Source organism: Streptomyces sp. G45 (assembly GCF_049542095.1).
Classification (GTDB): Bacteria; Actinomycetota; Actinomycetes; order Streptomycetales; family Streptomycetaceae; genus Streptomyces.
Genome location: NZ_JBMUZU010000001.1, coordinates 4,611,490 through 4,636,719, shown reverse-complemented (window position 1 = coordinate 4,636,719; position 25,230 = coordinate 4,611,490). Strand labels below are relative to the sequence as shown.

Annotated in this window: 20 protein-coding genes, 2 tRNA genes and 1 pseudogene; 12 read left to right on the top strand and 11 right to left on the bottom strand. The window is 70.2% G+C overall.

Annotation, left to right across the window (positions count from 1 at the left end; all coding sequences use genetic code 11):
• Positions 1-230: 230 nt before the first annotated feature.
• The 8 genes and pseudogenes from ACOBQU_RS19300 to rpmH all read right to left on the bottom strand — a co-directional run bounded on the left by ACOBQU_RS19300 (position 231) and on the right by rpmH (position 6,228).
• Positions 231-1,343, bottom strand: a complete 1,113-nt coding sequence (locus tag ACOBQU_RS19300; RefSeq protein WP_423628589.1) for a ParB/RepB/Spo0J family partition protein — start codon at positions 1,341-1,343, stop codon at positions 231-233.
• Positions 1,340-2,416, bottom strand: coding sequence for a ParA family protein (locus tag ACOBQU_RS19295; protein ID WP_423634589.1), 1,077 nt, complete (start codon positions 2,414-2,416; stop codon positions 1,340-1,342). The genes ACOBQU_RS19300 and ACOBQU_RS19295 overlap by 4 nt, the downstream gene beginning before the upstream one ends.
• A gap of 285 nt (positions 2,417-2,701) precedes the next feature.
• A pseudogene (gene rsmG, locus ACOBQU_RS19290) lies at positions 2,702-3,416 on the bottom strand (16S rRNA (guanine(527)-N(7))-methyltransferase RsmG).
• 96 nt (positions 3,417-3,512) lie between these two features.
• On the bottom strand, positions 3,513-4,028 hold the full coding sequence (locus tag ACOBQU_RS19285; protein ID WP_423628588.1) for a protein jag: 516 nt from the start codon (positions 4,026-4,028) through the stop codon (positions 3,513-3,515).
• Between the two features lie 12 nt (positions 4,029-4,040).
• A complete protein-coding gene (yidC, locus tag ACOBQU_RS19280; RefSeq protein ID WP_423628587.1) occupies positions 4,041-5,339 on the bottom strand; it encodes a membrane protein insertase YidC in 1,299 nt (432 codons plus the stop codon).
• A gap of 3 nt (positions 5,340-5,342) precedes the next feature.
• Positions 5,343-5,702 (bottom strand): membrane protein insertion efficiency factor YidD, encoded by a 360-nt coding sequence (gene yidD / locus ACOBQU_RS19275; RefSeq protein ID WP_423628586.1) that lies wholly within the window; start codon positions 5,700-5,702, stop codon positions 5,343-5,345.
• Positions 5,699-6,070, bottom strand: a complete 372-nt coding sequence (gene rnpA / locus ACOBQU_RS19270) for a ribonuclease P protein component (RefSeq protein ID WP_423628585.1) — start codon at positions 6,068-6,070, stop codon at positions 5,699-5,701. Before rnpA ends, yidD begins: the two co-directional genes overlap by 4 nt.
• Positions 6,071-6,090: 20 nt before the next feature.
• Positions 6,091-6,228 carry a 50S ribosomal protein L34 gene (rpmH, locus tag ACOBQU_RS19265; RefSeq protein WP_016644655.1) on the bottom strand — a complete coding sequence of 46 codons (138 nt, stop codon included), beginning with the start codon at positions 6,226-6,228 and terminating at the stop codon, positions 6,091-6,093.
• Positions 6,229-6,614: 386 nt separating this feature from the next.
• Here rpmH and dnaA point away from each other — a divergent pair, with 386 nt between their 5' ends.
• From dnaA to ACOBQU_RS19220, 9 genes are all read left to right on the top strand, one after another.
• Positions 6,615-8,582, top strand: coding sequence for a chromosomal replication initiator protein DnaA (gene dnaA, locus ACOBQU_RS19260; protein WP_423628584.1), 1,968 nt, complete (start codon positions 6,615-6,617; stop codon positions 8,580-8,582).
• Between the two features lie 1,007 nt (positions 8,583-9,589).
• On the top strand, positions 9,590-10,720 hold the full coding sequence (gene dnaN / locus ACOBQU_RS19255; RefSeq protein WP_423628583.1) for a DNA polymerase III subunit beta: 1,131 nt from the start codon (positions 9,590-9,592) through the stop codon (positions 10,718-10,720).
• 134 nt (positions 10,721-10,854) lie between these two features.
• Positions 10,855-11,739: a phosphogluconate dehydrogenase (NAD(+)-dependent, decarboxylating) gene (gene gnd / locus ACOBQU_RS19250; protein ID WP_423628582.1), complete on the top strand. Its 885-nt coding sequence runs from the start codon at positions 10,855-10,857 to the stop codon at positions 11,737-11,739.
• A gap of 198 nt (positions 11,740-11,937) precedes the next feature.
• Positions 11,938-13,059, top strand: a complete 1,122-nt coding sequence (gene recF / locus ACOBQU_RS19245) for a DNA replication/repair protein RecF (protein ID WP_423628581.1) — start codon at positions 11,938-11,940, stop codon at positions 13,057-13,059.
• Positions 13,056-13,676: a DUF721 domain-containing protein gene (locus ACOBQU_RS19240; RefSeq protein ID WP_423628580.1), complete on the top strand. Its 621-nt coding sequence runs from the start codon at positions 13,056-13,058 to the stop codon at positions 13,674-13,676. Before recF ends, ACOBQU_RS19240 begins: the two co-directional genes overlap by 4 nt.
• Positions 13,677-13,995: 319 nt before the next feature.
• The gene (gene gyrB, locus ACOBQU_RS19235) at positions 13,996-16,098 is read left to right on the top strand and encodes a DNA topoisomerase (ATP-hydrolyzing) subunit B (protein ID WP_423628579.1); all 2,103 of its coding nucleotides are present in this window, start codon (positions 13,996-13,998) and stop codon (positions 16,096-16,098) included.
• Between the two features lie 56 nt (positions 16,099-16,154).
• On the top strand, positions 16,155-18,737 hold the full coding sequence (gene gyrA / locus ACOBQU_RS19230; RefSeq protein ID WP_423628578.1) for a DNA gyrase subunit A: 2,583 nt from the start codon (positions 16,155-16,157) through the stop codon (positions 18,735-18,737).
• Between the two features lie 254 nt (positions 18,738-18,991).
• Positions 18,992-19,474 carry a DUF3566 domain-containing protein gene (locus ACOBQU_RS19225; RefSeq protein WP_423634587.1) on the top strand — a complete coding sequence of 161 codons (483 nt, stop codon included), beginning with the start codon at positions 18,992-18,994 and terminating at the stop codon, positions 19,472-19,474.
• A 341-nt stretch (positions 19,475-19,815) separates the two neighbouring features.
• Positions 19,816-19,889 (top strand) — tRNA-Ile (locus tag ACOBQU_RS19220).
• A 124-nt stretch (positions 19,890-20,013) separates the two neighbouring features.
• Here ACOBQU_RS19220 and ACOBQU_RS19215 read toward each other — a convergent pair.
• The gene (locus tag ACOBQU_RS19215) at positions 20,014-20,370 is read right to left on the bottom strand and encodes a DUF6344 domain-containing protein (protein ID WP_423628577.1); all 357 of its coding nucleotides are present in this window, start codon (positions 20,368-20,370) and stop codon (positions 20,014-20,016) included.
• Positions 20,371-20,694: 324 nt separating this feature from the next.
• Here ACOBQU_RS19215 and ACOBQU_RS19210 point away from each other — a divergent pair, with 324 nt between their 5' ends.
• Positions 20,695-20,823 carry a DLW-39 family protein gene (locus ACOBQU_RS19210; RefSeq protein WP_003999697.1) on the top strand — a complete coding sequence of 43 codons (129 nt, stop codon included), beginning with the start codon at positions 20,695-20,697 and terminating at the stop codon, positions 20,821-20,823.
• Positions 20,824-21,088: 265 nt separating this feature from the next.
• On the top strand, positions 21,089-22,591 hold the full coding sequence (locus ACOBQU_RS19205) for a hypothetical protein (RefSeq protein ID WP_423628576.1): 1,503 nt from the start codon (positions 21,089-21,091) through the stop codon (positions 22,589-22,591).
• Positions 22,592-22,649: 58 nt separating this feature from the next.
• On the opposite strand, the gene ACOBQU_RS19200 is transcribed toward ACOBQU_RS19205, so the two are convergent.
• Together ACOBQU_RS19200 and ACOBQU_RS19195 are read right to left on the bottom strand one after the other, a co-directional pair.
• Positions 22,650-24,236, bottom strand: coding sequence for a serine/threonine-protein kinase (locus ACOBQU_RS19200; RefSeq protein WP_423628575.1), 1,587 nt, complete (start codon positions 24,234-24,236; stop codon positions 22,650-22,652).
• Positions 24,237-24,289: 53 nt separating this feature from the next.
• Positions 24,290-24,838, bottom strand: a complete 549-nt coding sequence (locus tag ACOBQU_RS19195; RefSeq protein ID WP_423628574.1) for a helix-turn-helix domain-containing protein — start codon at positions 24,836-24,838, stop codon at positions 24,290-24,292.
• Between the two features lie 185 nt (positions 24,839-25,023).
• On the opposite strand from ACOBQU_RS19195, the gene ACOBQU_RS19190 reads away from it, so the two are divergent.
• A tRNA-Ala gene (locus tag ACOBQU_RS19190) sits at positions 25,024-25,096 on the top strand.
• The last annotated feature ends 134 nt before the right edge of the window (positions 25,097-25,230 follow it).

The following is a 25,230-nucleotide window of genomic DNA, read 5'->3' as shown; positions in this document are numbered from 1 at the left end:
GACGAACCCACCGACCGCGCCCAGGCCAAGCCCCGCGGTCATCAGTCCGGTGCGGCTCACCGTTCGCATGGCCCTCGCCTCCCCCAAGAGGTGCCCTTCAGGTGGATGCGCCATACCCGATCGCATCGTAGCCCGCGATGTGATTGCCCCGATACCGTAAGAAAGGAAAGAGCAGGCCGTGTTCCGGCATACACCGGACACGGCCTGCTCTCGTGGAATGCCCCTGGGGGTCAGTCCTCCTGGTCCTCCGAGCCGTCGTCGGCCGACGCCTCCGCCAGCTTCTTCTTGAAGACCGGGGCCTCCTCCGGTGCCAGGGTGGCGAGGATGCGCTCCAGGTCCACCGGCGAGGCGAAGTCGATGACGATCTTGCCCTTCTTCTGGCCCAGGTCGACCCGTACCCGCGTCTCGAAGCGGTCCGAGAGCCGCGTAGCGAGCTGGGACAGCTCCGGCGCCACCCGCGCTCCCGCGCGCGGCCCCTTGGCCTTCGGCTTGGCCTGCGGGCGCGACCCCATGAGGGTGACGATCTCCTCCACGGACCGCACCGAGAGCCCCTCGGCCACGATCCGGTACGCGAGGCGATCCTGCTCCTCCGGGTCCTCCACCGACAGCAGCGCCCGCGCGTGCCCGGCGGACAGGACCCCGGCGGCGACCCGGCTCTGCACCTTCGCCGACAGCTTCAGGAGGCGCAGCGTGTTGGAGACCTGCGGCCGCGAACGGCCGATACGGTCCGCCAACTGGTCATGCGTGCACTTGAAGTCCTTGAGCAGCTGGTCGTAGGCCGCGGCCTCTTCCAGCGGGTTGAGCTGAGCGCGGTGCAGGTTCTCCAGGAGGGCGTCCAGGAGGAGCTTGTCGTCCTCCGTGGCCCGCACGATCGCCGGGATGCGCTCCAGGCCCGCCTGACGGCAGGCACGCCAGCGGCGCTCGCCCATGATGAGCTCATAGCGCGCGGGCCCGACCTGTCGTACGACGACCGGCTGGAGCAGCCCGACCTCCTTGATGGAGGTCACCAGCTCCGCGAGCGCGTCCTCGTCGAACACCTCACGCGGCTGGCGGGGGTTGGGGGTGATGGAATCGAGGGGCACCTCGGCGAAGTGCGCCCCGGCGGGGCTCACCAGCTGCTCTTCGGCCGGGGCGGCCGACGTCGGCTCCGATGTTTCCCGTGAAACGGGGTTCTGCGGCAGGGAAGTCACCTTCGCGGCGGCCACGCCTCGCTCGGCGGTGAGCACCGGCACCGCGGTGGGTGAGGTGGAAGCTCCCGCGGCCGGGGCCGCCGTCTTCTCCGTGGGAGCCGCAGGGATCAGAGCGCCGAGGCCACGGCCCAGCCCTCTCCGTCGCTCGCTCACTGAATCCCCTCCGTCAAGTTCTGCTGGTCGTTCTGAACGCTCGCGTGGGCGTGCTGGACGTCGTAACGCACACCCACACCCCGCAGCGCGATCTCGCGTGCCGCTTCGAAGTACGACAGGGCACCGCTCGATCCTGGATCGTAGGTGAGCACCGTCTGCCCATAGCTCGGCGCCTCCGAGATCCGCACCGAGCGCGGGATGCTGGTGCGCAGCACCTCGTCGCCGAAGTGGTTGCGCACCTCTTCCGCCACCTGGGAGGCGAGCCGGGTCCGGCCGTCGTACATGGTGAGCAGGATCGTCGATACCCGCAGGCGGGGGTTGAGGTGGCCACGCACCAGGTCGACGTTGCGCAGGAGCTGGCCGAGGCCCTCCAGCGCGTAGTACTCGCACTGGATGGGGATCATCACTTCCGCGCCCGCGACCAGCGCGTTGACTGTCAACAGGCCAAGGGATGGCGGGCAGTCGATGAGGATGTAGTCCAAGGGCTGCTCGTACGCCTGAATCGCGCGCTGGAGTCGGCTCTCCCGCGCGACCAGCGAGACCAGCTCGATCTCCGCACCGGCGAGATCGATCGTGGCCGGGGCGCAGAAGAGACCCTCGACGTCGGGGACGGGCTGGACGACCTCGGCGAGAGGCTTGCTCTCCACCAACACGTCGTAGATGGAGGGGACTTCAGCGTGGTGGTCAATACCAAGGGCCGTGGAGGCATTGCCCTGTGGATCGAGGTCGATCACCAGGACGCGGGCGCCGTGCAGGGCCAGCGAGGCGGCAAGGTTGACGGTGGTCGTCGTCTTGCCCACTCCGCCCTTCTGGTTGGCGACCACCATGACTCGGGTCTGCTCGGGACGTGGCAGGCCCTCACCTGCGCGGCCAAGAGCTTCCACCGCTAGTTGGGCAGCACGACCGATGGGGGTGTCGTCCATCGGGCTCGGTGTTTCACGTGAAACATCCTCCCCCGCCGACTCGGTACGGGGACCGGGGACCGGATCGGTCATCGGTCCCGCGATGTTGGCGTCGGACCGCAAGGATTCACTCTCCTCGACTTCAGGCTCGCAATGAACAGAGCCTCCCATGCTTTCGGGGTCGTGAACCAGCGAGGCCCGGTCTTCTGTGGACGAATGCCGTTCTGTGGACAACTCCGTTCCCTTATCGAGGGAACCGAGTGGCCGACGCTCGCGAGGTCCCGCAGCGCGGCCGCGACTGATGATGCCATGCAGCAGTGAGCGACGTTTCACGTGAAACACGATGCACGGCAACCGGGGTGCCGCTGGTGCGACACCCCGGTCTGCGTACGTTTGGCAGCTTCTGAGGAGTACGGCTCGTCGTCAGGACGGATCAGTGACTCGGAGCAGTTCGTATCAGCGTCGGCGGCGGGCCCGGCCCGTACGGGCGGCCTTGGCCCGCTTGGCCGCGAAGCGCACACCGCCCGGGCTCTCGCCCACCTCGACCCGCACGACAGTGGACAGCGGATCGACCACGCCCTCACCGACCTGGACCACGGAGACGGCCTCCGCACCGAGCTTGCTGAGGGCGGCACCGGCCGCCTTGACCTCTTCCTCGGCGGTGTCGCCCTTGAGCGCCAGCATCTGGCCATAGGGACGCAGCAGCGGGACGCCCCAGCCCGCGAGGCGGTCGAGCGGCGCGACGGCCCGGGCGGTCACCACGTGCACGGGCGGCAGCTTGCCCAGGACCTCCTCGGCGCGGCCGCGCACGACCGTCACATGGTCGAGGCCGAGCAGTTCCACGACCTCGGTCAGGAAGTTGGTGCGCCGCAGCAGCGGCTCAAGGAGCGTGATCTTCAGGTCGTCACGGACGAGAGCGAGGGGGATGCCGGGCAGGCCTGCGCCAGAGCCGACGTCACACACGGTGACGCCCTCGGGCACCACCTCGGACAGCACGGCACAGTTCAGCAGGTGCCGCTCCCACAGCCGGGGAACCTCACGGGGACCGATCAGGCCCCGCCGCACTCCGGCCTCGGCGAGCAGCTCCGCGTACCGGACCGCGTCCGGAAACCGCTCGCCGAAAACCGTCCGTGCCTGTTCCGGCGCCGGGGAGCTCCGCTTCCTCCGTCACGGGGACCGTCCTTCCGTACCGCACTGGGTCAGTGACTATCAGGCTGACAAAGACCGGCCCCGTCTGCGAACAGACGGGGCCGGAAAGGGGGTGGGCTCAGGCAGGGAGCACGACGACGAAGCGCTGCGGCTCCTCGCCCTCCGACTCGCTGCGCAGTCCCGCGGCCTTGACCGCGTCGTGCACGACCTTGCGCTCGAAGGGCGTCATCGGCTTGAGCTTGACCGGCTCGCCGGAGCTCTTCACATCGGCGGCGGCCTTGGCGCCCAGCTCGGACAGCTCCTCGCGCTTCTTGGCGCGGTAGCCGCCGATGTCCAGCATCAGGCGGCTGCGGTCGCCCGTCTCGCGGTGCACGGCGAGCCGGGTCAGCTCCTGGAGCGCCTCCAGGACCTCGCCGTCGCGGCCCACCAGCTTCTGGAGGTCGCGGCTGCCAGTGTCGCTGATGATCGAGACCGCGGCACGGTCGGCCTCGACGTCCATGTCGATGTCGCCGTCGAGGTCGGCGATGTCCAGCAGACCCTCAAGGTAGTCCGCCGCGATCTCACCCTCCTGCTCAAGGCGGGTGAGGGCGTCTCCGGCCTCAGGTGCGGCGGAGGTGGTGGTGCCTTCCGTCACGGGATGGACTCCTTACTTCTTGGACGGGTGCTTGGGCCGCTGCTGACCCTTGCGCTGTCCGGACTTGGCTTTGCTGCGGGTGCCCTGGCCGGGCTGCTGACCGCCCGTGGCGCCGCCCGACTTGGCCTTGGGCGCGGCGTCCTCCGGCTTGTCCGCGGGCCCGTCGGACTTGGTCAGGGACGGCTTGGCACCACCGTCGGTCTTCGCGGCACCGCCCGTGGTGCTCGCGGACTGGCGCTTGGCCTTGCTCTGGCGCTTGGGCTGCTGCCGCTTGGGGGCACCGGCCGTCGGCGTGCCGTCCTCGGTGACGGTGGCGACGGTGTCGCTGACCACCACGGTGCCGTCCGCCTGGGCGGCGAGGCCCGCCTTGTTCAGGCCGTTGATGAACTTGCGCTCGTACTCGTTGCGGTCGCGGCCCTTGGCGACGATGGCCTTGACGGCGCGGGTCTGGCCACGGCTGCGGGTCTTCTTGTGCTCCGTGATGTGCTTCTGGAGGCGCTCCAGGTACGCGGCCTGGGCCTTGGAGCCGGGGGTCGGGTTCTGGCGGATCACATACATCTGCTGGCCCATGGTCCACACGTTGGTGGTCAGCCAGTAGACGAGGACACCGACCGGGAAGTTGATGCCGAAGACGGCGAACATGATGGGGAAGACGTACATCAGCATCTTCTGCTGCTGCATGAACGGCGTCTTCACCGTCGTGTCGACGTTCTTCGTCATGAGCTGGCGCTGCGTGAAGAACTGCGAGGCCGACATCAGGATGATCATGAGCGCGGTCACCACGCGCACATCCGTCAGCGTGGCGCCGAGCGAGGCGACCTTGTCGGCGCTGTCGGTGAACTTCACCGCGAGCGGGGCACCGAAGATGTGGGCGTCACGGGCGCTGTCCAGCAGCTGCTGGTCGATGACGCCGACCTTCTTGTTGGACGCGATGCCGTTGAGCACGTGGTACAGCGCGAAGAAGAACGGCGACTGCGCCAGGATGGGAAGGCACGAGGAGAGCGGGTTGGTGCCCGACTCCTTGTACAGCTTCATCATCTCTTCGGACTGACGCTGCTTGTCGCTCTTGTAGCGTTCCTGGATCTTCTTCATCTCGGGCTGCAGCGTCTGCATGGCCCGGGTCGCCTTGATCTGCTTCACGAAGAGCGGGATCAGGCAGATTCGGATCAGGATCACCAGGGACACGATCGACAGGCCCCAGGCCCAGCCCGTGTCCGGGCCGAAGAGCGCACCGTACAGCTTGTGGAACTGGACGATGACCCAGGAGACGGGTGTCGTGATGAAGCTGAAGAGACTGGCAATCGTGTCCACTAATCAGGCTCCTTGAGCATGGGACGGGGTCTCGGCGGCCGGGCTCAGGGGAGCCGGGGGAACGTCCCCGGACGGCACGCCAGCGGCGGAGGGCCCGCCCTTGCGTTCGCGCCAGGCGGCGCGCAGCATCTCGTGCCAGCGCGGGCGCTTGCGCTGCGGAACGTGGTCGACTCCACCGAGCGACCAGGGGTTGCAGCGCAGGATGCGCCAGGCTGTCAGTGCCGTTCCCTTGATCGCGCCGTGGCGGTCGATGGCCAGGTAGCCGTAGTGGGAGCACGACGGGTAGTACTTGCACACCGGGCCGAGGAGTGGACTGATCGTCCACTGGTACAGCTTGATCAGCGCCAGCAGCGGGTACTTCATCGTGCGCCCCCTCCAAGGAGGCGCCGCAGGGCGGCGTCCAGGTCTTGGGCCAGATGTGCGTAGGTGGCATCGCCCGCGTCGGGCAAGGCACGTACGACTACCAGGCTACCGGGGGGCACCAGGGCCAGTCGGTCGCGCATGAGGTGGCGGAGTCTGCGCTTGACCTTGTTGCGTACGACGGCTCCACCCACGGCCTTGCTCACGACGAAACCCGCACGTGTCGGGGGAACACTCTCCCCCGGCACGTGCGGGTCCGTTGCACCGCTGCGTAGGTGGACGACGAGAAGCGGGCGTCCGGCCCGGCGTCCTCGGCGAACCGCGGTCGCGAAGTCCTCGCGCCGCCTCAGCCGATGCTCGGTAGGCAGCACGACGTCATGACCTAAGGCGCTTAGGCGGACAGACGGGCGCGACCCTTGCTGCGGCGGGACGCCAGGACGGCGCGGCCGGCACGGGTGCGCATCCGCAGCCGGAAGCCGTGGGTCTTCGCGCGACGACGGTTGTTCGGCTGGAAGGTGCGCTTGCTCACTCGGGGGCTCCAGAAATGACTCGTGTGGTGGCGGGGTATCGCCTGGCTGTCACCGTGCGCCCACGAGAAGCTCTCTGAAGCTCGCGTATACGCACCGAGTGCACCGCTTCACAATCACTGATCGTGATCTTTGCCCATCGGAGGCAGGCGGCAGCAGCCATCGACAACTCGACCTGGTTACGGTACGCGGGGCTACGCCATCCGGTCAAACCAGCGGCCGGGGGAGACACTGTGCACAGGCTGTGGACAACAACTTGAACCGCACCCGTCGCCCTGACTACCGTGGCTGAACTCCGATTCGTTCCCTTCCCCCTGCCCATCCCGATTTCCGTCCCGACCCGTCCCAAGAACCACACCTTCGTGGGACCTGTGAGAGAGCGTGCCCTGTGGCTGACGTACCTGCCGATCTTGCCGCAGTGTGGCCAAGGGTTCTGGAGCAGCTTCTGGGCGAAGGGCGGGGGCAGGGCGTCGAGGCGAAGGACGAGCACTGGATCCGGCGCTGTCAGCCGCTCGCGCTCGTCGCCGACACCGCGCTGCTCGCCGTGCCGAACGAGTTCGCCAAGGGCGTCCTGGAGGGCCGCCTGGCCCCGGTGGTCAGCGAGACCCTGAGCCGCGAGTGCGGCCGCCCGATCCGCATCGCGATCACCGTCGACGACTCCGTGGGCGAGCCGCAGACCCCGCCCGCGCCGCCGGTCCAGCAACAGCAGCCGCGGTACGAGGAGGGGCCCACTCGCTACGAGGAGGGGCCGTCCCGCTACGAAGAGTCGGCCCCCCGCTACGAGGAGCAGGAGCTGCCACCCCCCGCCGGTCAGGGGCATGACACGTATGACGGGTACGGCCGTCGCTCCGGAGACGAGCACCCCGGGGCCCCGCGCCCCGACCAGCTCCCGACGGCTCGCCCGGCCTACCCGGACTACCAGCGTCCGGGTGCGTGGCCGCAGCAGCCGCAGGACGACTACGGCTGGCAGCAGCAGCGGCTCGGCTTCCCCGAGCGCGACCCGTACGCGAGCCCCGGCCAGCCGCCGCAGCACGACTACCGCCCGCAGCCGCCGCAGGAGCGCACGCCGTACGAGCAGCAGCTCTCCGAGCGGCAGGCGCAGGACCGGCACGAGCGCCACGAGCGCCACGATCGGCGGGGCCGCCACGAGCTGCCCGACCCGCCCGGCGGTGCGGGCTCCGGTGGGGGACCGCACGGCGGCCCTGGCGGGCCCGGGGGCCCGGGCGGCCCCGTCGGCCGCGGCGGCAGCCCCCTGCCGTCCTCCAGCGGCGCCCCCGGCCCGCTGGCCGCGCAGCCCGCGCCCGCGACCGGCCCCGGCGAGCCCACGGCCCGGCTGAACCCGAAGTACCTCTTCGACACCTTCGTCATCGGCGCGTCGAACCGCTTCGCGCACGCGGCGGCCGTCGCCGTCGCCGAGGCGCCCGCGAAGGCGTACAACCCCTTGTTCATCTACGGGGAGTCGGGCCTCGGCAAAACGCATCTGCTGCACGCGATCGGGCACTACGCCCGCAGCCTGTACCCCGGCACGCGGGTGCGGTACGTGAGCTCCGAGGAGTTCACCAACGAGTTCATCAACTCCATCCGCGACGGCAAGGGCGACAGCTTCCGCAAGCGCTACCGCGAGATGGACATCCTGCTCGTCGACGACATCCAGTTCCTCGCGGACAAGGAGTCGACGCAGGAGGAGTTCTTCCACACCTTCAACACGCTGCACAACGCGAACAAGCAGATCGTGCTCTCCAGCGACCGGCCGCCCAAGCAGCTGGTCACCCTGGAGGACCGGCTGCGCAACCGCTTCGAGTGGGGCCTGATCACGGACGTCCAGCCGCCCGAGCTGGAGACCCGGATCGCGATCCTCCGCAAGAAGGCGGTGCAGGAGCAGCTCAACGCGCCGCCGGAGGTCCTGGAGTTCATCGCTTCCCGCATCTCGCGGAACATCCGCGAGCTGGAGGGCGCGCTGATCCGCGTCACGGCGTTCGCTTCGCTCAACCGGCAGCCCGTGGACCTCGGCCTCACCGAGATCGTCCTCAAGGACCTCATCCCGGGCGGCGAGGACGCGGCTCCGGAGATCACGGCGACGGCCATCATGGCGGCGACCGCCGACTACTTCGGCCTCACGGTGGACGACCTGTGCGGATCGTCGCGCAGCCGCGTCCTGGTGACGGCCCGCCAGATCGCCATGTACCTGTGCCGGGAGCTGACCGACCTCTCCCTGCCGAAGATCGGCGCCCAGTTCGGCGGCCGCGACCACACCACCGTCATGCATGCGGACCGCAAGATCCGTGCCCTGATGGCGGAGCGCCGCTCCATCTACAACCAGGTCACCGAGCTCACCAACCGCATCAAGAACGGCTGACGGCCGCCGCGTTACGCCGACTTACGACGACTCGCCGACTTACGCCGCGTCAGGGCGCTCTGGGAGTACGCCTCCCGGGGCGCCCTCTCCGTTTCCACCACAGCGGTCACACGGCCCCGGCCGCTTCGGGCCCACGCGTCGCCCACAAGCACCCCAGAGCAGCCTCAGCACAGCCTCCAGTGCAGCCCCAGAACGGCCCCGGAACGGCCCCAGAACGGCCCCAGAACCGCCCTAGAGCATCCGCAGGGCAGCCCCAGAACGCCCCACGCTCCCCAAACCCCGCGACCTCTTCGTCATCTTCTGTTCGATTCATGGTCGCCCTGGGTGGGTTCTCCACAGATCTGGGGTCTTTGCCGCGTCCACACCCTGGGGACTGGGAAGTTGTCCAGATCGTGTCCACAGGGGACGCTGCTGAATGGTCATCAGAGCTGGTCAGATGGTTGTGGATTCGTGGAAGAACGTCGTCCACAGACTGTGGATGAAGAACCTGTCCACAGGGGGCGCCGACCGTTGTCCACCGGCGACCCACAGGCTGGGGGCGGTTGTGCACAGCTTCTCCCCAGGCCTGTCCACTGTTCGGCAACGCGACGCGCCCTCTCACCGGCGAGAGTGAAAGGCATCACACAAAGGTGCCGGGTTGGCCTGTGGGGAAGCTGGGTAAAGCTGGGGACAGGGCTGGGGAGAAGTACCCCTCTCCTGTGCATCGGGTGTGCAGAACTTTCGCCCGTCCACAGATCCCCCGAGTTGTCCACGGCTGCCACCCACAGGCCCGGTGGACAAAAAACGGGTAGTGACCTGGGCTTTCGCGGTTATCCACGGTTTCCACAAGCCCTACTACTACTCCCGACTAGAGAGAGTCCGGTTTTCGCTTTGAAGCGGGGGCTGTGCACAACTCGCCGCTCGGCCCGTCTCGACCTCTCGGCACGACTTGACCCCGACAGGCACCGGCTGTCAGTGCGGTGCGTCAGACTGGTCCCCAGTGCCAGCAACAGCAGGAGGGCGGCTAAGTGAAGATCCGGGTGGAACGCGACGTACTCGCGGAGGCGGTGGCGTGGGCGGCACGCAGCCTCCCGGCTAGGCCGCCCGCGCCCGTCCTCGCGGGCCTGCTGCTGAAGGCCGAGGAGGGCGCCCTCTCCCTGTCGAGCTTCGACTACGAGGTCTCGGCCCGCGTCTCCGTGGACGCCGAGGTCGACGAGGAGGGCACGGTCCTCGTCTCCGGGCGCCTGCTCGCCGACATCTGCCGCGCCCTGCCCAACCGTCCGGTGGAGATTTCCACAGACGGTGTGCGGGCGACGGTGGTCTGCGGCTCCTCGCGCTTCACCCTCCACACCCTGCCGGTGGAGGAGTACCCGGCGCTGCCGCAGATGCCCACGGCCACGGGCACGGTCCCCGGTGAGGTCTTCGCCTCGGCGGCCTCCCAGGTCGCCATCGCCGCGGGCCGCGACGACACGCTGCCGGTCCTCACCGGCGTACGCATCGAGATCGAGGGCGACACGGTCACGCTCGCCTCCACCGACCGCTACCGCTTCGCGGTCCGCGAGTTCCTGTGGAAGCCGGAGAACCCGGACGCCTCCGCGGTCGCCCTGGTGCCCGCCAAGACGCTCCTGGACACCGCCAAGGCCCTCACGAGCGGCGACACGGTCACGCTGGCCCTGTCCGGCTCCGGCGCGGGCGAGGGCCTCATCGGCTTCGAGGGCGCGGGCCGCCGTACGACCACGCGCCTGCTGGAAGGCGACCTGCCGAAGTACCGCACGCTGTTCCCGACGGAGTTCAACAGCGTCGCCGTGATCGAGACCGCCCCCTTCGTGGAGGCCGTCAAGCGCGTCGCCCTCGTCGCCGAGCGGAACACCCCGGTGCGGCTCAGCTTCGAGCAGGGCGTGCTCATCCTGGAGGCCGGTTCCAGCGACGACGCACAGGCTGTGGAAAGGGTCGACGCCCAGCTGGAGGGCGACGACATCTCGATCGCCTTCAATCCGACGTTCCTGCTCGACGGCCTGAGCGCGATCGACTCCCCGGTCGCCCAGCTGTCGTTCACGACGTCGACGAAGCCCGCGCTCCTGAGCGGCAAGCCCGCCCTCGACGCCGAGGCCGACGAGGCGTACAAGTACCTGATCATGCCCGTACGTCTGAGCGGCTGAGCCCACAGGTGTGTGGCCGCGTCCGGGCGTAGGCTCGGACGCGGGTACGAACGTGCCGCGGGTACGCGGCGCCGCTCAGCGCCGAGCGGCCGTCGACGTGCCTCCACGCCACATCGCTAGTAAGGAACGCACTGATGGAGCTCGGTCTCGTCGGTCTCGGCAAGATGGGCGGCAACATGCGCGAGCGCATCCGCCGCGCAGGCCACACCGTCATCGGATACGACCGCAATCCGGACCTCGCGGACGTCCACAGCCTCGAAGAGCTGGTGAGCAGGCTCAAGGGCCCCCGCGTGGTGTGGGTGATGGTCCCGGCCGGGCCCGCGACCCAGTCCACCATCGACGAACTGGCCGAGCTGCTCTCGCCCGGCGACGTCGTCGTGGACGGCGGGAACTCCCGCTGGACCGACGACGAGAAGCACGCCGAGGAGCTCGCCGCCAAGGGCATCGGCTTCGTCGACTGCGGCGTCTCCGGCGGCGTCTGGGGCCTGAAGAACGGCTACGCGCTGATGTACGGCGGCACCGAGGAGAACGTCGCCAAGGTGCAGCCGATCTTCGACGCGCTCAAGCCGGAGGGCGACTTCGGCTCGGTGCACGCGGGCAAGGTCGGCGCGGGCCACTTCGCGAAGATGGTCCACAACGGCATCGAGTACGCGATGATGCAGGCCTACGCCGAGGGCTGGGAGCTGCTCGAGGCCGTGGACTCCGTGGAGAACGTCCGCGAGGTCTTCCGCTCCTGGCAGGAGGGCACGGTCATCCGCTCCTGGCTGCTCGACCTGGCCGTCAACGCCCTGGACGACGACGAGCACTTGGACAAGCTGCGCGGCTACGCGGCGGACTCCGGCGAGGGCCGGTGGACCGTCGAGGCCGCCATCGACAACGCGGTGCCGCTGCCCGCGATCACGGCGTCGCTGTTCGCCCGCTTCGCCTCGCGGCAGGAGGACTCGCCGCAGATGAAGATGATCGCGGCGCTGCGCAACCAGTTCGGCGGCCACGCCGTCGAGTCGAAGAGCGAGCACTGAGCAGGAGGTGCGCGCCCCGCGCTTTTGAGCGTCCCCGCTCCTGAGCAGCGGGGCGAGCACTGATCCACAGCGTGTGGACCGCGCCCGGCGGTCCGCGCGCACCGTCCACAGCCCCCGCGCCCCCGTCCACAGCCTGTGCGGGCCGCGGGGGACGGGACCGCACGTAGGGAAGTAGGCCGGGGGAGGTCGGCGCACACCATGCACGTCACGCATCTGTCCCTGGCCGACTTCCGCTCGTACGCCCGGGTCGAGGTGCCGCTCGACCCGGGCGTCACCGCGTTCGTGGGCCCCAACGGGCAGGGGAAGACCAACCTCGTCGAAGCCGTCGGCTACCTCGCGACCCTCGGCAGCCACCGGGTCTCCTCGGACGCGCCCCTGGTGCGCATGGGCGCCGACCGCGCCGTCGTCCGGGCCGCCGTCCGCCAGGGCGAGCGCCAGCAGCTCATCGAGCTCGAACTGAACCCGGGCCGCGCCAACCGCGCCCGCGTCAACCGATCGTCGCAGGTCAGACCCCGTGACATCCTCGGCATCGTCCGCACGGTGCTGTTCGCGCCCGAGGACCTGGCGCTGGTCAAGGGCGACCCCGGAGAGCGGCGGCGCTTCCTCGACGAGCTGATCACCGCCCGCTCCCCGCGCATGGCGGGCGTCCGCTCCGACTACGACCGGGTCCTCAAGCAGCGCAACACACTGCTGAAGTCGGCCGCCCTGGCCCGCCGCCACGGCGGCCGCTCCATGGACCTGACCACCCTCGACGTCTGGGACCAGCACCTCGCCCGCGCGGGCGCCGAGCTGCTCGCCCAGCGCCTCGACCTGATCGCCGCCCTCCAGCCGCTCGCCGACAAGGCCTACGAGCAGCTGGCCCCCGGCGGCGGCCCCGTCGCCCTGGAGTACAAGCCGTCCGCACCGGGCCCGGCCCAGGAGCGCGAAGCCCTCTACGAACAGCTGATGGCGGCCCTCGCCGACGCCCGCAAGCAGGAGATCGAGCGCGGCGTCACCCTCGTGGGACCCCACAGGGACGACCTTCTCCTCAAGCTCGGCCAGCTGCCCGCCAAGGGATACGCCTCCCACGGAGAGTCCTGGTCGTACGCGCTCGCCCTGCGCCTCGCCTCGTACGACCTGCTGCGGGCGGAGGGCAACGAGCCGGTCCTCGTCCTCGACGACGTCTTCGCCGAGCTGGACGCCCGCCGCCGCGAGCGCCTCGCGGAGCTGGTCGCCCCCGGCGAGCAGGTCCTGGTGACGGCCGCCGTCGACGACGACGTGCCCGGCGTCCTCACCGGCACCCGCTACGCCGTCTCCGAAGGTGAGGTGCGCCGCGTATGACCGACCCCTCCGCGCCCGGCGCCGACGCTCCGAAGACACCGAGCACCCCGCGCCCGCCCCGGACCCCGGCCACCCCCGGCTCTCCGGAGACGCCGGGCACCGCACGCCCCGCGCCCCCCGAGCCCTCCGGCGTCGACCTCGCCCGGGTCGCCCTGCGCGCCGCCAAGGAGCAGGCCCGCGCCCGCGGCGACGCGACCCGGCAGAAGAAGCAGGCCCGCCGCGGTGGACTGCGCTCGGGCGCCCGCGCCGACGGCCGCGACCCGCTGCCCCTCGGCTCCGCCATCAACCGCCTGATCACCGAGCGCGGCTGGGAGACCCCCGCGGCCGTCGGCGGCGTCATGGGCCGCTGGCCGCAGATCGTCGGCGAGGACCTGGCCAAGCACTGCGTGCCGCAGCGGTACGACGAGGGCGAGCGCGTCCTCACCGTCCTGTGCGACTCCACGGCCTGGGCGACCAACCTGCGGCTGCTCGCCCCCCAGCTCGTCGCCCGCCTCAACGAGGACCTGGGCCACGGCACCGTCCGCCTCATCAAGGTCCTCGGACCCGGGGGTCCCGCGCGCCGCTTCGGACCCCTGCGCGCCCCCGGAAGCACGGGCCCCGGCGACACCTACGGATGACCGGGCGGACGACCGGGCGGCGCCCTGATCGCGACGGGATCCGGCCAGCAACAGGTGGTTGATCTTCCGAAGCGCTGAGTGCCGCTGTGAGCCTCTTGGAGCCCGGTCCCGAATATGGGGAGTCGGCTGATGCCGGTTCAGGGCGGCACATGCGGACTCAGGTACCGGCAAACCCCCATCACTGTCGGCGCTACCGGTAGACTGGAAGCCAATCCCGCCCCAGTCGTGGGGAGCACCGGGAGAAGCTGAGCAAGAGCTGAACCAGGCTTACCAACGCAACACGCCGCAGCCGCTCCGGCCAGCGCCGGGAGCTTGGCTTGTGCTGTGCCAGAAAGGGCGCTTCGTGGCCGATTCCGGCAACCCCAACGAGAACATCCCGTCCACCGCCGCCGGCGACACCGGCGCCGTACCTCCCGAGGCCCCCGACGCCTCCGGTGAGGCCGCCGCGTCGTACGACGCGAGTGCCATCACCGTCCTTGAGGGGCTGGACGCGGTCCGCAAGCGGCCCGGCATGTACATCGGCTCGACCGGTGAGCGCGGTCTGCACCACCTGGTCCAGGAAGTCGTCGACAACTCCGTCGACGAGGCCATGGCCGGGCACGCGGACACCATCGACGTGACGATCCTGGCCGACGGCGGCGTGCGCGTCGTCGACAACGGCCGCGGCATCCCGGTGGGCATCCACCCCGTCGAGAAGAAGCCCGCCGTCGAGGTCGTGCTCACCGTGCTGCACGCGGGCGGCAAGTTCGGCGGCGGAGGGTACGCCGTCTCCGGCGGTCTGCACGGCGTGGGTGTCTCGGTGGTGAACGCGCTCTCCACCAAGCTGTCCGTGGAGATCAAGACCGACGGCTACCGCTGGACGCAGGACTACAAGGGCGGCGCCCCCACGGCCCCCCTGGAGCGGCACGAGGCCACCGAGGAGACGGGCACGTCCGTCACCTTCTGGGCCGACGGCGACATCTTCGAGACGACCGAGTACTCCTTCGAGACGCTGTCGCGGCGCTTCCAGGAGATGGCCTTCCTCAACAAGGGCCTGACGATCAGGCTCACCGACGAGCGGGAGTCGGCCAAGGCCACGGCGGGCGCCGACAGCGCCGAGGCCACCGACGACCAGGCCACCGAGGCCCGCACCGTCACGTACCACTACGAAGGCGGCATCGTCGACTTCGTGAAGTACCTCAACTCCCGCAAGGGCGAGGTCGTCCACCCCACCGTCATCGACGTCGAGGCGGAGGACAAGGAGCGCCTGCTCTCCGTAGAGATCGCGATGCAGTGGAACTCGCAGTACAGCGAGGGTGTCTACTCCTTCGCCAACACGATCCACACGCACGAGGGCGGCACCCACGAAGAGGGCTTCAGGGCCGCCCTCACCGGTCTGGTGAACCGTTACGCGCGCGACAAGAAGCTGCTGCGCGAGAAGGACGACAACCTCACGGGCGAGGACATCCGCGAGGGTCTGACCGCGATCATCTCCGTCAAGCTCGGCGAGCCGCAGTTCGAGGGCCAGACGAAGACGAAGCTGGGCAACACGGAGGCGAAGACCTTCGTCCAGAAGGTCGTGCACGAGCACCTGACGGACTGGTTCGACCGCAACCCGAACGAGGCGGCCGACATCATCCGCAAGGGCATCGCCGCCGCCACCGCGCGCGTGGCCGCCCGCAAGGCGCGCGACCTCACCCGCCGCAAGGGCCTCCTGGAGACCGCGTCCCTGCCGGGCAAGCTCTCCGACTGCCAGTCGAACGACCCCACCAAGTGCGAGATCTTCATCGTCGAGGGTGACTCCGCCGGTGGCTCCGCCAAGTCCGGCCGCGACCCGGAGTACCAGGCCATCCTGCCCATCCGCGGCAAGATCCTGAACGTGGAGAAGGCCCGCGTCGACAAGATCCTCCAGAACCAGGAGATCCAGGCGCTGATCTCGGCCTTCGGCACCGGGGTCCACGAGGACTTCGACATCGAGAAGCTCCGCTACCACAAGATCATCCTGATGGCGGACGCCGACGTCGACGGCCAGCACATCAACACGCTGCTGCTGACGTTCCTCTTCCGGTTCATGCGCCCGCTCGTCGAGGCGGGCCACGTCTTCCTGTCCCGCCCGCCGCTCTACAAGATCAAGTGGGGCAAGGACGACTTCGAGTACGCCTACTCGGACCGCGAGCGCGACGCGCTGATCGAGCTCGGCCGCCAGAACGGCAAGCGGATCAGGGACGACTCCGTCCAGCGCTTCAAGGGTCTCGGCGAGATGAACGCCGAGGAGCTGCGCGTCACCACGATGGACATCGAGCACCGGGTCCTCGGCCAGGTCACGCTCGACGACGCCGCCCAGGCCGACGACCTGTTCTCCGTCCTCATGGGCGAGGACGTCGAGGCGCGCCGCTCGTTCATCCAGCGCAACGCCAAGGACGTCCGCTTCCTCGACATCTGAGCCGGTCAGGCGCCCCGACGGCTGCTGACTGACGTACGAAAGGATCTTGACCGGCCATGGCCGACGAGAACAACCCCACCCCTGCCGCGGACGACGGCCAGACCCTGCGCATCGAGCCCGTCGGGCTCGAGACGGAGATGCAGCGCTCGTACCTCGACTACGCGATGTCCGTCATCGTGTCCCGAGCGCTGCCGGACGTCCGCGACGGCCTCAAGCCCGTGCACCGCCGCGTCCTGTACGCGATGTACGACGGCGGGTACCGCCCCGAGAAGGGCTTCTACAAGTGCGCCCGCGTCGTCGGCGACGTCATGGGCAACTACCACCCGCACGGCGACTCCTCGATCTACGACGCCCTGGTCCGCCTCGCCCAGCCCTGGTCGATGCGGATGCCGCTGGTCGACTCCAACGGCAACTTCGGCTCCCCGGGCAACGACCCGGCGGCCGCCATGCGCTACACCGAGTGCAAGATGGCGCCGCTGTCGATGGAGATGGTCCGCGACATCGACGAGGAGACCGTCGACTTCACGGACAACTACGACGGCCGCTCCCAGGAGCCCACCGTCCTGCCGTCCCGCTTCCCGAACCTGCTGATCAACGGCTCGGCGGGCATCGCGGTCGGCATGGCGACCAACATCCCGCCGCACAACCTGCGCGAGGTCGCCGCGGGCGCGCAGTGGGCCCTGGAGCACCCGGACGCCTCGCACGAGGAGCTGCTCGACGCGCTGATCGAGCGCATCAAGGGCCCGGACTTCCCGACCGGCGCGCTCGTCGTCGGCCGCAAGGGCATCGAGGAGGCGTACCGCACGGGCCGCGGCTCCATCACGATGCGCGCGGTCGTCGAGGTCGAGGAGATCCAGAACCGCCAGTGCCTGGTGGTCACCGAGCTTCCGTACCAGGTCAACCCGGACAACCTCGCGCAGAAGATCGCCGACCTGGTCAAGGACGGCAAGATCGGCGGCATCGCGGACGTCCGTGACGAAACGTCTTCTCGCACGGGCCAGCGCCTGGTCATCGTCCTGAAGCGGGACGCGGTCGCCAAGGTCGTCCTCAACAACCTCTACAAGCACACCGACCTCCAGACGAACTTCGGCGCCAACATGCTGGCGCTGGTCGACGGCGTGCCGCGCACGCTGTCCCTCGACGCGTTCATCCGCCACTGGGTGAGCCACCAGATCGAGGTCATCGTCCGGCGTACGAAGTTCCGGCTGCGCAAGGCCGAGGAGCGCGCCCACATCCTGCGCGGCCTGCTGAAGGCCCTGGACGCCATCGACGAGGTCATCGCGCTCATCCGGCGCAGCGACACCGTCGACGTCGCCCGCGAGGGCCTGATGGGCCTGCTCCAGATCGACGAGATCCAGGCCAACGCGATCCTGGAGATGCAGCTCCGCAGGCTCGCCGCCCTGGAGCGCCAGAAGATCATCCAGGAGCACGACGAGCTCCAGCAGAAGATCGACGAGTACAACTCGATCCTCGCCTCGCCCGCCAAGCAGCGCGGCATCGTCAGCGAGGAACTGGCCGCGCTCGTCGAGAAGTACGGCGACGACCGCCGCTCCCAGCTGGTGCCGTTCGACGGCGACATGTCCATCGAGGACCTGATCGCCGAGGAGGACATCGTCGTCACGATCACCCGCGGCGGCTACGTCAAGCGGACCAAGACGGACGACTACCGCTCGCAGAAGCGCGGCGGCAAGGGCGTGCGCGGCACGAAGCTGAAGGAAGACGACATCGTCGACCACTTCTTCGTCTCGACCACGCACCACTGGCTGCTGTTCTTCACCAACAAGGGCCGCGTCTACCGCGCCAAGGCCTACGAGCTCCCGGACGCCGGACGCGACGCCCGCGGCCAGCACGTGGCGAACCTGCTCGCCTTCCAGCCGGACGAGGCCATCGCCGAGATCCTCGCGATCCGGGACTACGAGGCGGCGCCCTACCTGGTCCTCGCGACCAAGGGCGGTCTGGTCAAGAAGACGCCACTGAAGGATTACGATTCGCCTCGCTCCGGCGGCGTCATCGCCATCAACCTGCGCGAGACGGACGACGGTTCGGACGACGAGCTGATCGGCGCCGAACTGGTCTCCGCCGAGGACGACCTGCTTCTGATCAGCAAGAAGGCGCAGTCGATCCGCTTCACGGCGACGGACGACGCGCTGCGCCCGATGGGCCGCGCGACCTCCGGCGTCAAGGGCATGAGCTTCCGCGACGGCGACCAGCTGCTCTCGATGAATGTGGTGCGGCCCGGTACGTTCGTGTTCACCGCCACCGACGGTGGGTACGCGAAGCGGACCGCCGTCGACGAGTACCGCGTCCAGGGGCGCGGCGGTCTCGGCATCAAGGCCGCCAAGATCGTCGAGGACCGCGGTGAGCTGGTCGGCGCGCTGGTGGTCGAGGAGAGCGACGAGATCCTCGCCATCACCCTGTCCGGCGGTGTGATTCGCACGCGAGTCAACGAGGTCAGGGAGACGGGCCGTGACACCATGGGCGTCCAACTGATCAACCTGGGCAAGCGCGACGCCGTGGTCGGCATCGCGCGCAACGCCGAGGCGGGGCGCGAGGCCGAGGAGGTCGACGGTGACGACGTCGACGAATCGTCCGACGTGGCCGTCGGTACGGACGAGGGCACGGGGTCCCCGGCCGAGTAGCGCGAGGAGTGATTCATGGTGAGTGGGGCCACGGGCGCCGGAGCCGCTGGAGCGAGTGGAACCGGCACGGACGGTGCCCGTGGACCCGCCACCGATGGATCGGACTCCCACGAGTCTCATGGATCCCAGGGGGGACTGTGACAGACACCCGAGGCCGCGGCACGAAGATCGCCGAGAGTGCCACGACCAAGGCCAGTGCCACGACCAAGACCGGGGGCACGGCCGAGGCGGAGGAGGGCGGGGCCGCCAGCGCCCTGCCCGGGGAGCGGCCGCCGCAGCAGGGCGGCAGCCAGCCGTACCACCCGCCGCAGGCCTACCAGGCCGGTGCGGTCCGCCGCCCGCGCACGGGGGCGCGCACCACCCCGCGCACGCGCAAGGCCAGGCTGCGGGTCGCCAAGGCCGACCCCTGGTCGGTGATGAAGGTGAGCTTCCTGCTCTCCATCGCGCTCGGCATCTGCACGATCGTCGCGGCGGCCGTCCTGTGGATGGTCATGGACGCGATGGGCGTCTTCTCCACGGTCGGCGGCACCATCTCCGAAGCGACGGGCTCCAACGAGTCCAACGGCTTCGACCTCCAGGCGTTCCTGTCGCTGCCGCGCGTGCTGATCTTCACCACGATCATCGCGGTCATCGACGTGGTCCTCGCCACGGCGCTCGCGACCCTCGGCGCGTTCATCTACAACCTGTCGGCGGGCTTCGTCGGCGGCGTCGAGCTGACGCTGGCCGAGGACGAGTAGCCGCGGCGCGGCTGCCGGGGGCGTCTTGACGGACGGTCCCGGTGTCGTTCCCGGCGCCCCTTCGGGGTGCCTCGGGGAGGACGCCGGGGCCGTTTCGTGTGCCCTGGGGGTGCGGGTGAGGGGTCGACCGTGCGGGTGCGGGGGCTGGCCGGGGGCCGCTCAGGGCCCGCTTGGGGCCGCGCTCAGGTCAGCTCGGGGTCCGCTCAGGGTTGGGGCAGGGGCCTCGCCAGGGCCGTGGTCGGGCCTGCTCAGGACCCTCGGGACTATCGATTTTGGGACTGGCCCCGACGTGCGCTAATCTTCAGAGGTCAGCGCGCGGGGCACACCCCGCAGAGCGCGGCGGGGCTATAGCTCAGTTGGTTAGAGCGCATCCCTGATAAGGATGAGGTCACTGGTTCAAATCCAGTTAGCCCCACAGCGAGAAGACCCCCAGCCAGTAGCGGCTGGGGGTCTTCTGTGTGAGTACGGGGTGTACGCCGCTTCGAAGGCGTACGGGGCGCACGGGGTGCCCGGCGCGTACGGGGCGCCCGTGCCGGGGGCTACGGCTCGGCGGCGAGGCTCGCGCCGGTCAGCGCGCCGGTGTCCGCGGAGGCTTCGGCGTCCGTGCTGGGCAGATGGCGGCAGCTCGGGGTCGCGCCATGCGCCTCGGCGCGGATGCGTTGCTTCATCGTGGGGGGCAGGGAGCGTTCGTACGCCGCCGTCCAGGCCGCGAGTACGGGCGCCGTCACGCTCGTCGTACCCGTCGTGTCCCTGGTGTCCGTCGTGCCCTCGCACGTCGTCGTGGCCTGCTGTACGGGAGCCGCGGCGGCCGCCGGGCCGAAGCCGAGCGCGGCGAACAGCGCGAGAACGGCGGAGACGAGCGTGGTCCACAGCTTCGTGGCCTGGATGGCGAGCATGGCCCCTCACATTCGGGTTGGGCGATTTGCGTACTTTCCTCATGATGTGTATGGGGGGCGGATAGTGGGGGACCGACGCTCCCGTCGCGCCGATGTTCAGATGAACACCACTCGGATGGGTGCAAGAGCCCTGAGAAACCCCGGAAGCGGGGCAAGGGCGGCGAACGTCGTGATGGACGGAGCGTAGGCGGAGCACTCCGATCCGTTTCTACTGCGGTGCCGGGGCGGGGAGTTGGGCCAGATCCAGATCACCGATCGGTATCGGTCGGTGTGTATAGTCGGGCGCCAGAAGTCCCCTACGTCAAGGAAAGACGAGGTCGCGCGGTGAAGAAGCTTCTCCTGGTCGCACTGGCCGCCATCGGCGGGCTCCTCGTGTACCGCCAGATCCAGGCGGATCGCGCCGAGCAGGATCTGTGGACGGAGGCGACTGACTCCGTGCCCACGGGTTCGTGAGTATCGACAGCAGTCTCGTCACAGGACCCCGGTCGCCAGAGCGGTCGGGGTCCTGTGCTGTGTGAGGAGGCTTTTGTCCCGCTTCTTCGGCTTCCTCGGCTTCCTCGGTCTCTTCAGCCTCTTCGGCCTCTTCAGGCCTTGGCGGGGGCCTTTCCCGAGGACGCCTGTGTGCCGCGCTGACGCGTGCCGTGCCTCCCCGCCGTCTTGATTCGCTTGCGCGATGTCGTTCCTTGCTTGAGTAAATCTCTGCTGAGGGAGAGCACTCGTGGGTGAGAGGGAGGCCTCGATGCCGGGTGGGGCACGGGACCGGCTGGACGGGCAGGACGGGCGGGACAGGCGGGACGGGCTTCGGCGGGGTCCCTGGGCCGCCGCCGCAGGAGTCGCGGCGCTGGCCGCCGTCCTGTATACGACGGCCCCGCCGGGCACCGCCAGGGCGGCGGAGAAACCCCAGCCGTACGCCTTCGCCGAGGACGCGCCGACCGTCCCCGGGACGCCGAGCGGCACCGGCAGCCGGACCCTGCTCCCCGGTTCGTACCGAAGCGCCATCAAGCACCCCGGCCCCACGGGCACCACCGAGCTGTACTACCGGCTCGAACTCAACCGCACGGACAACGCGTACGTCTCCGTCACCGCGCTCCCCAGCCTCGGCAGCCGGGTCGGCTACGCGGACGGCATCACGGTGTCCGTCCAGGATGCCAACGGATTCCTCTGCGACTCCGGAGAGGCGCACTTCGGGTCCTCGCGCAGCCCGCGCCCGCTGACCGCCTCGGCCCTGCGCGACGCCGGGGGCGACAGCCGGTGCGCGAGGGCGGGCACGTACTACCTGGTCGTCGAGCGCACGACCCCCTCCAGGACGCCCGGTTCGACCTCTACGGAGAAGCCGTCCACTCCGGAGGAGTGGGACCTGGAGCTGTACGTGGCGTCCGAGCCCGGTCTGGCGCGGCCCGCCGCGACCACCGCCCCTCTGGAGGCGGACCCGGAGAACCCCCCGTCACCCGCTCCCCCGACGGGCGCGGCGAGACCCCGCGCGGGCGGCACCAGCTTCGCCTCGGCGCCCGCCCTCGCCAAGGGGGTCTGGGACGACCGCGTGAAGCCCGGGCAGACCCGCTACTACCGGGTGCCCGTCGACTGGGGGCAGCGGCTCTCGGCCACCGTCGAACTCGGCGGCTCGGCCGAGCCCCGCACCGGCGCGAGCGGCGGCCGGACCGCCCGGGGCACCCGAGGCGACGACTTCGTGTCCGGCGGCCTGGTGGTGTCCCTCTTCAACCCCGCCCGCCGCCCCGTGGACGACGTGCAGGCCTCGTACGACGGCCGCCAGCGGTCGGCCGACCTGCCCGCCCTGCCACCCGTTGCGTACGAGAACCGCTACGCGCGCCTGACCCGGGCCTCCGAAGTGCGGTTCGCCGGGTGGTACTACCTCGCCGTGCACCTCTCCCCGGACGTGGCCCCGCTCTTCGGAGACGACCCCGTCGGCCTGACCCTGCGCGTGGACGTCTCCGGGAAGCCCCGGCGGGGTCCGGCGTACGCGGGGGAGGCGCGGCCCGAGAACGAGTTCGCCGTCACCGAGCGGGACGAGGACGCGGCGCGTGAGGGGAGCGCGGCGGACGGTCCCGCGAAGCAGGCCAGTGGGGTGGCGAGCGACGCCGGTGACGATGCCGGTGACGAGGCCATGATGATCGTCGCCGCGGCGGGGATCGGCACGGGGACGGTGCTGGTCGCGGTACTGGGGGTGTGGACGCTGGTGGCTCGGCGGGGGCGGTCGGCGTAGGGGCGACGGGCCTGTGCGGGCCTGTGCGGGCCTGTGCGGCTGGCCCGCTGAGCGCACGTCAGATCTGGGTCAGGGCCCAGAAACCCACGGCGAAGCAGAGCAGCGCCGCCAGCAGCATCGGCAGCGCGACCTTGGCGGGCGGACCGGTGCGAGGGGAGCGCGCGGCGTGGGAGCCGGTGGTGCGGGAGCCAGTGGTGCGGGCGCGCGGGCGCTCCGGTGCTACCGCCTGCTCCGGCGGGAGGGGCTCCACCTTGGCCTGAACGTGGTGCGGGAAGGCCGGAATTGGCGTGCCGGGGGAGGGAACCCGCGCGACCTGGCCGGTGTATTGAGAAGCAGGAGCGTGCGCGTAGGCGGGCTGGGGTGTGGACACCAGGGGCGGCTGCGGCGGGGCCTGGGCCGGAGGGGCGGGCGGGGGCGGAGTGGGTGTGGGTGGCGGGGGCGGTGTTGGTGTGGGCGGCGGGGCCGCGGCGGACGCCGGAAGGGGCGTAGGAGTGGGGGGAGTTGGCGGTTGCGTGGGCTGAGGCGGCGGTTGCCGCGGTGGGGCCAGGTGGAAGCTGCCGGTCTCCTGCGCGGCCGGGCGCGGCGGGGCGGACGGCGGCGGCCCGGGCGGCGGAGTGCCGGGCAGGGGCGTGCCGGTGGAGGCGCCGGGCGGGGCGGGCGGCAGCGACCCGGAGGGCAGCATGCCGGAGGGCGGCGTGGCGGGCTGCTGTGGGGCGGCCTGCCGGGGCGCTGGCGGCGAGGCCGGTGGCGGCTGCGGCGCCCGCGTGAGCGGCCCGTCGGGGCCGAACCCAGTGGGCAGCGGCCCGAGTTGGTCGAAGATCTCGACGAGCTCGTCGTCGGGCCCGGGCTCCGGGAGCACCTCGGCGGCGGACGCGAGGGCCTTGCGCGCCCCGGTCGCCGTGCGGAAGCGCGCCTGCGGATCGGGCTGGAGCAGCGTGGCGATGACCTGCCACAGCGGCTCCGGGACGCCCTCCGGGGCCCCCGGGGTGCCGTGCTCCGCGAAGTGCTCGATGAGCGCCTTGGCGTCCGGCTTGGCCCCTTGGAGCAGATGCAGGGCGACGAGCCCGACGGCGAAGAGGTCGGCGGTGAAGTCCGGCTCGGCGCCCATCATTTGCTCGGGCGCGAAGTAGCCGGGCGTGCCCACGACGTAGTCGGTCTTGGTCAGCCGCGGCTCGCCCTTGCGCATCGCGATGCCGAAGTCGGACAGGCGCAGATGCGGTCGGCCGGTGCCGGTGGCTTCGAGGAGGATGTTGGCGGGCTTGATGTCGCGGTGCACGACGTTCTCGGCGTGCACGGCCGCGAGACCGGCGAGCAACTGGTCGAGCAGCGTGCAGCAGAAGCGCGGCGGCAGCGCTCCGTAGTCGCCGATCACATGCGCGAGGGAGCCGCCGGTGACCAGGTCCATGGTGAACAGGACCTGGTCGTCGTCCGCGGCCCAGCTCGCGGGAGCGAGCACGTGCGGATGGTCGATCCGCAGCGCCTGCTCCCGCACGAAGCGCAGAAGGGTGTGCGCGTCGCGCTGTTGCAGGACCTTGGCGGCCACATACCGGCGCCGCCGATGGTCCCAGGCACGCCATACGGCGCCGACTCCCCCGCGACCGACCGGGTCGACGAGTTCGTACCGCCCGGCGAAGACCTCACCCATGGTCGTGCCCCGCTCCCCTTCCGGGCCGCCCGGCAGCGGCCCGGCTGGACGGCTCAGTTCTGGTGCGCCTCGTAGTGGGCGACGGCGTCCGCGGTGCGGCCCGCTCCGTACACCCGGAGGAACTCTGCCAGCTCCGGGTGCGTCGGGGCGAGCGAGTCCGCGGCATCGATGATGTCGCCCGCCGCCGCGACGGAGCGCATCAGCGACTGGATCTCACGCACCACCCGCTTCACGGTCGGCGCGCCCGAACTCGACGTCGACTGGGCCGTGTTGGTCAGCACGGAACCGCCCTGCGACTTCTTGATCTCGTCCATGCGGTCCGTCGCCTCGGCGGCGCTCACACTGCCGTCCGCGACCTGCCCCGCCAGCTCCTGGAGCAACTGGACGCGCTGGACGACGGCTGGGTTGCCGATCTTGGCGCGCTGGCCACTCATGAGCTGGGAGAGCATCGGCGCGGACAGCCCGAGCACCCCGGCGAGCCGGGCCTGGTTCAGCCCCAGATCGTCGATGAGACGGCGGAACAGCGCCCCGAGCGGCTCCCCGTACCAGTTCCGCTGGAGCTCTCGTGCTCTTGCGGTCGATTCCTGTTGTGCAGCGTCCATGTTGCGTCTCCCCATCGCTTCCCCATTGGACCGTGGTTCGCTCGCGCGAACCACGTCGAGCATCTTACGGAGAGTGGTCGCGCACGGGGACCCCCAATCCTTTTGCGAGATCCCCGGGGTGACCCGGTACTCTGGTCTGCGACGCTCACCGGAACGTGATTTTTCCGCACCGGTGGCTCCCCCACGGGGCCTTAGCTCAGTTGGTAGAGCGCTGTCTTTGCATGGCAGATGTCAGGGGTTCGACTCCCCTAGGCTCCACGTGATGAATCCCCTCTGACCTGCGGAAACGCGGGCAGGGGGGATTTTTTCGTGCTGAGGGTGCCGGGGGGGCGCGGTGGGCTCGGTGGGCTCGGTGGGCTCGGTGGGCTCGGTGGGTGCGGTCGGCGCGATCG

What these genes read in the sequence shown, in the direction of transcription:
- ACOBQU_RS19295 (WP_423634589.1), bottom strand. Translation starts at nt 2,416, where the DNA reads ATGGGAGGCTCTGTTCATTGCGAGCCTGAAGTCGAGGAGAGTGAATCC.
- yidD (WP_423628586.1), bottom strand. Translation starts at nt 5,702, where the DNA reads ATGAAGTACCCGCTGCTGGCGCTGATCAAGCTGTACCAGTGGACGATC.
- gnd (WP_423628582.1), top strand. Translation starts at nt 10,855, where the DNA reads ATGGAGCTCGGTCTCGTCGGTCTCGGCAAGATGGGCGGCAACATGCGC.
- recF (WP_423628581.1), top strand. Translation starts at nt 11,938, where the DNA reads ATGCACGTCACGCATCTGTCCCTGGCCGACTTCCGCTCGTACGCCCGG.
- ACOBQU_RS19240 (WP_423628580.1), top strand. Translation starts at nt 13,056, where the DNA reads ATGACCGACCCCTCCGCGCCCGGCGCCGACGCTCCGAAGACACCGAGC.
- gyrA (WP_423628578.1), top strand. Translation starts at nt 16,155, where the DNA reads ATGGCCGACGAGAACAACCCCACCCCTGCCGCGGACGACGGCCAGACC.
- ACOBQU_RS19215 (WP_423628577.1), bottom strand. Translation starts at nt 20,370, where the DNA reads ATGCTCGCCATCCAGGCCACGAAGCTGTGGACCACGCTCGTCTCCGCC.
- ACOBQU_RS19200 (WP_423628575.1), bottom strand. Translation starts at nt 24,236, where the DNA reads ATGGGTGAGGTCTTCGCCGGGCGGTACGAACTCGTCGACCCGGTCGGT.
- ACOBQU_RS19195 (WP_423628574.1), bottom strand. Translation starts at nt 24,838, where the DNA reads ATGGACGCTGCACAACAGGAATCGACCGCAAGAGCACGAGAGCTCCAG.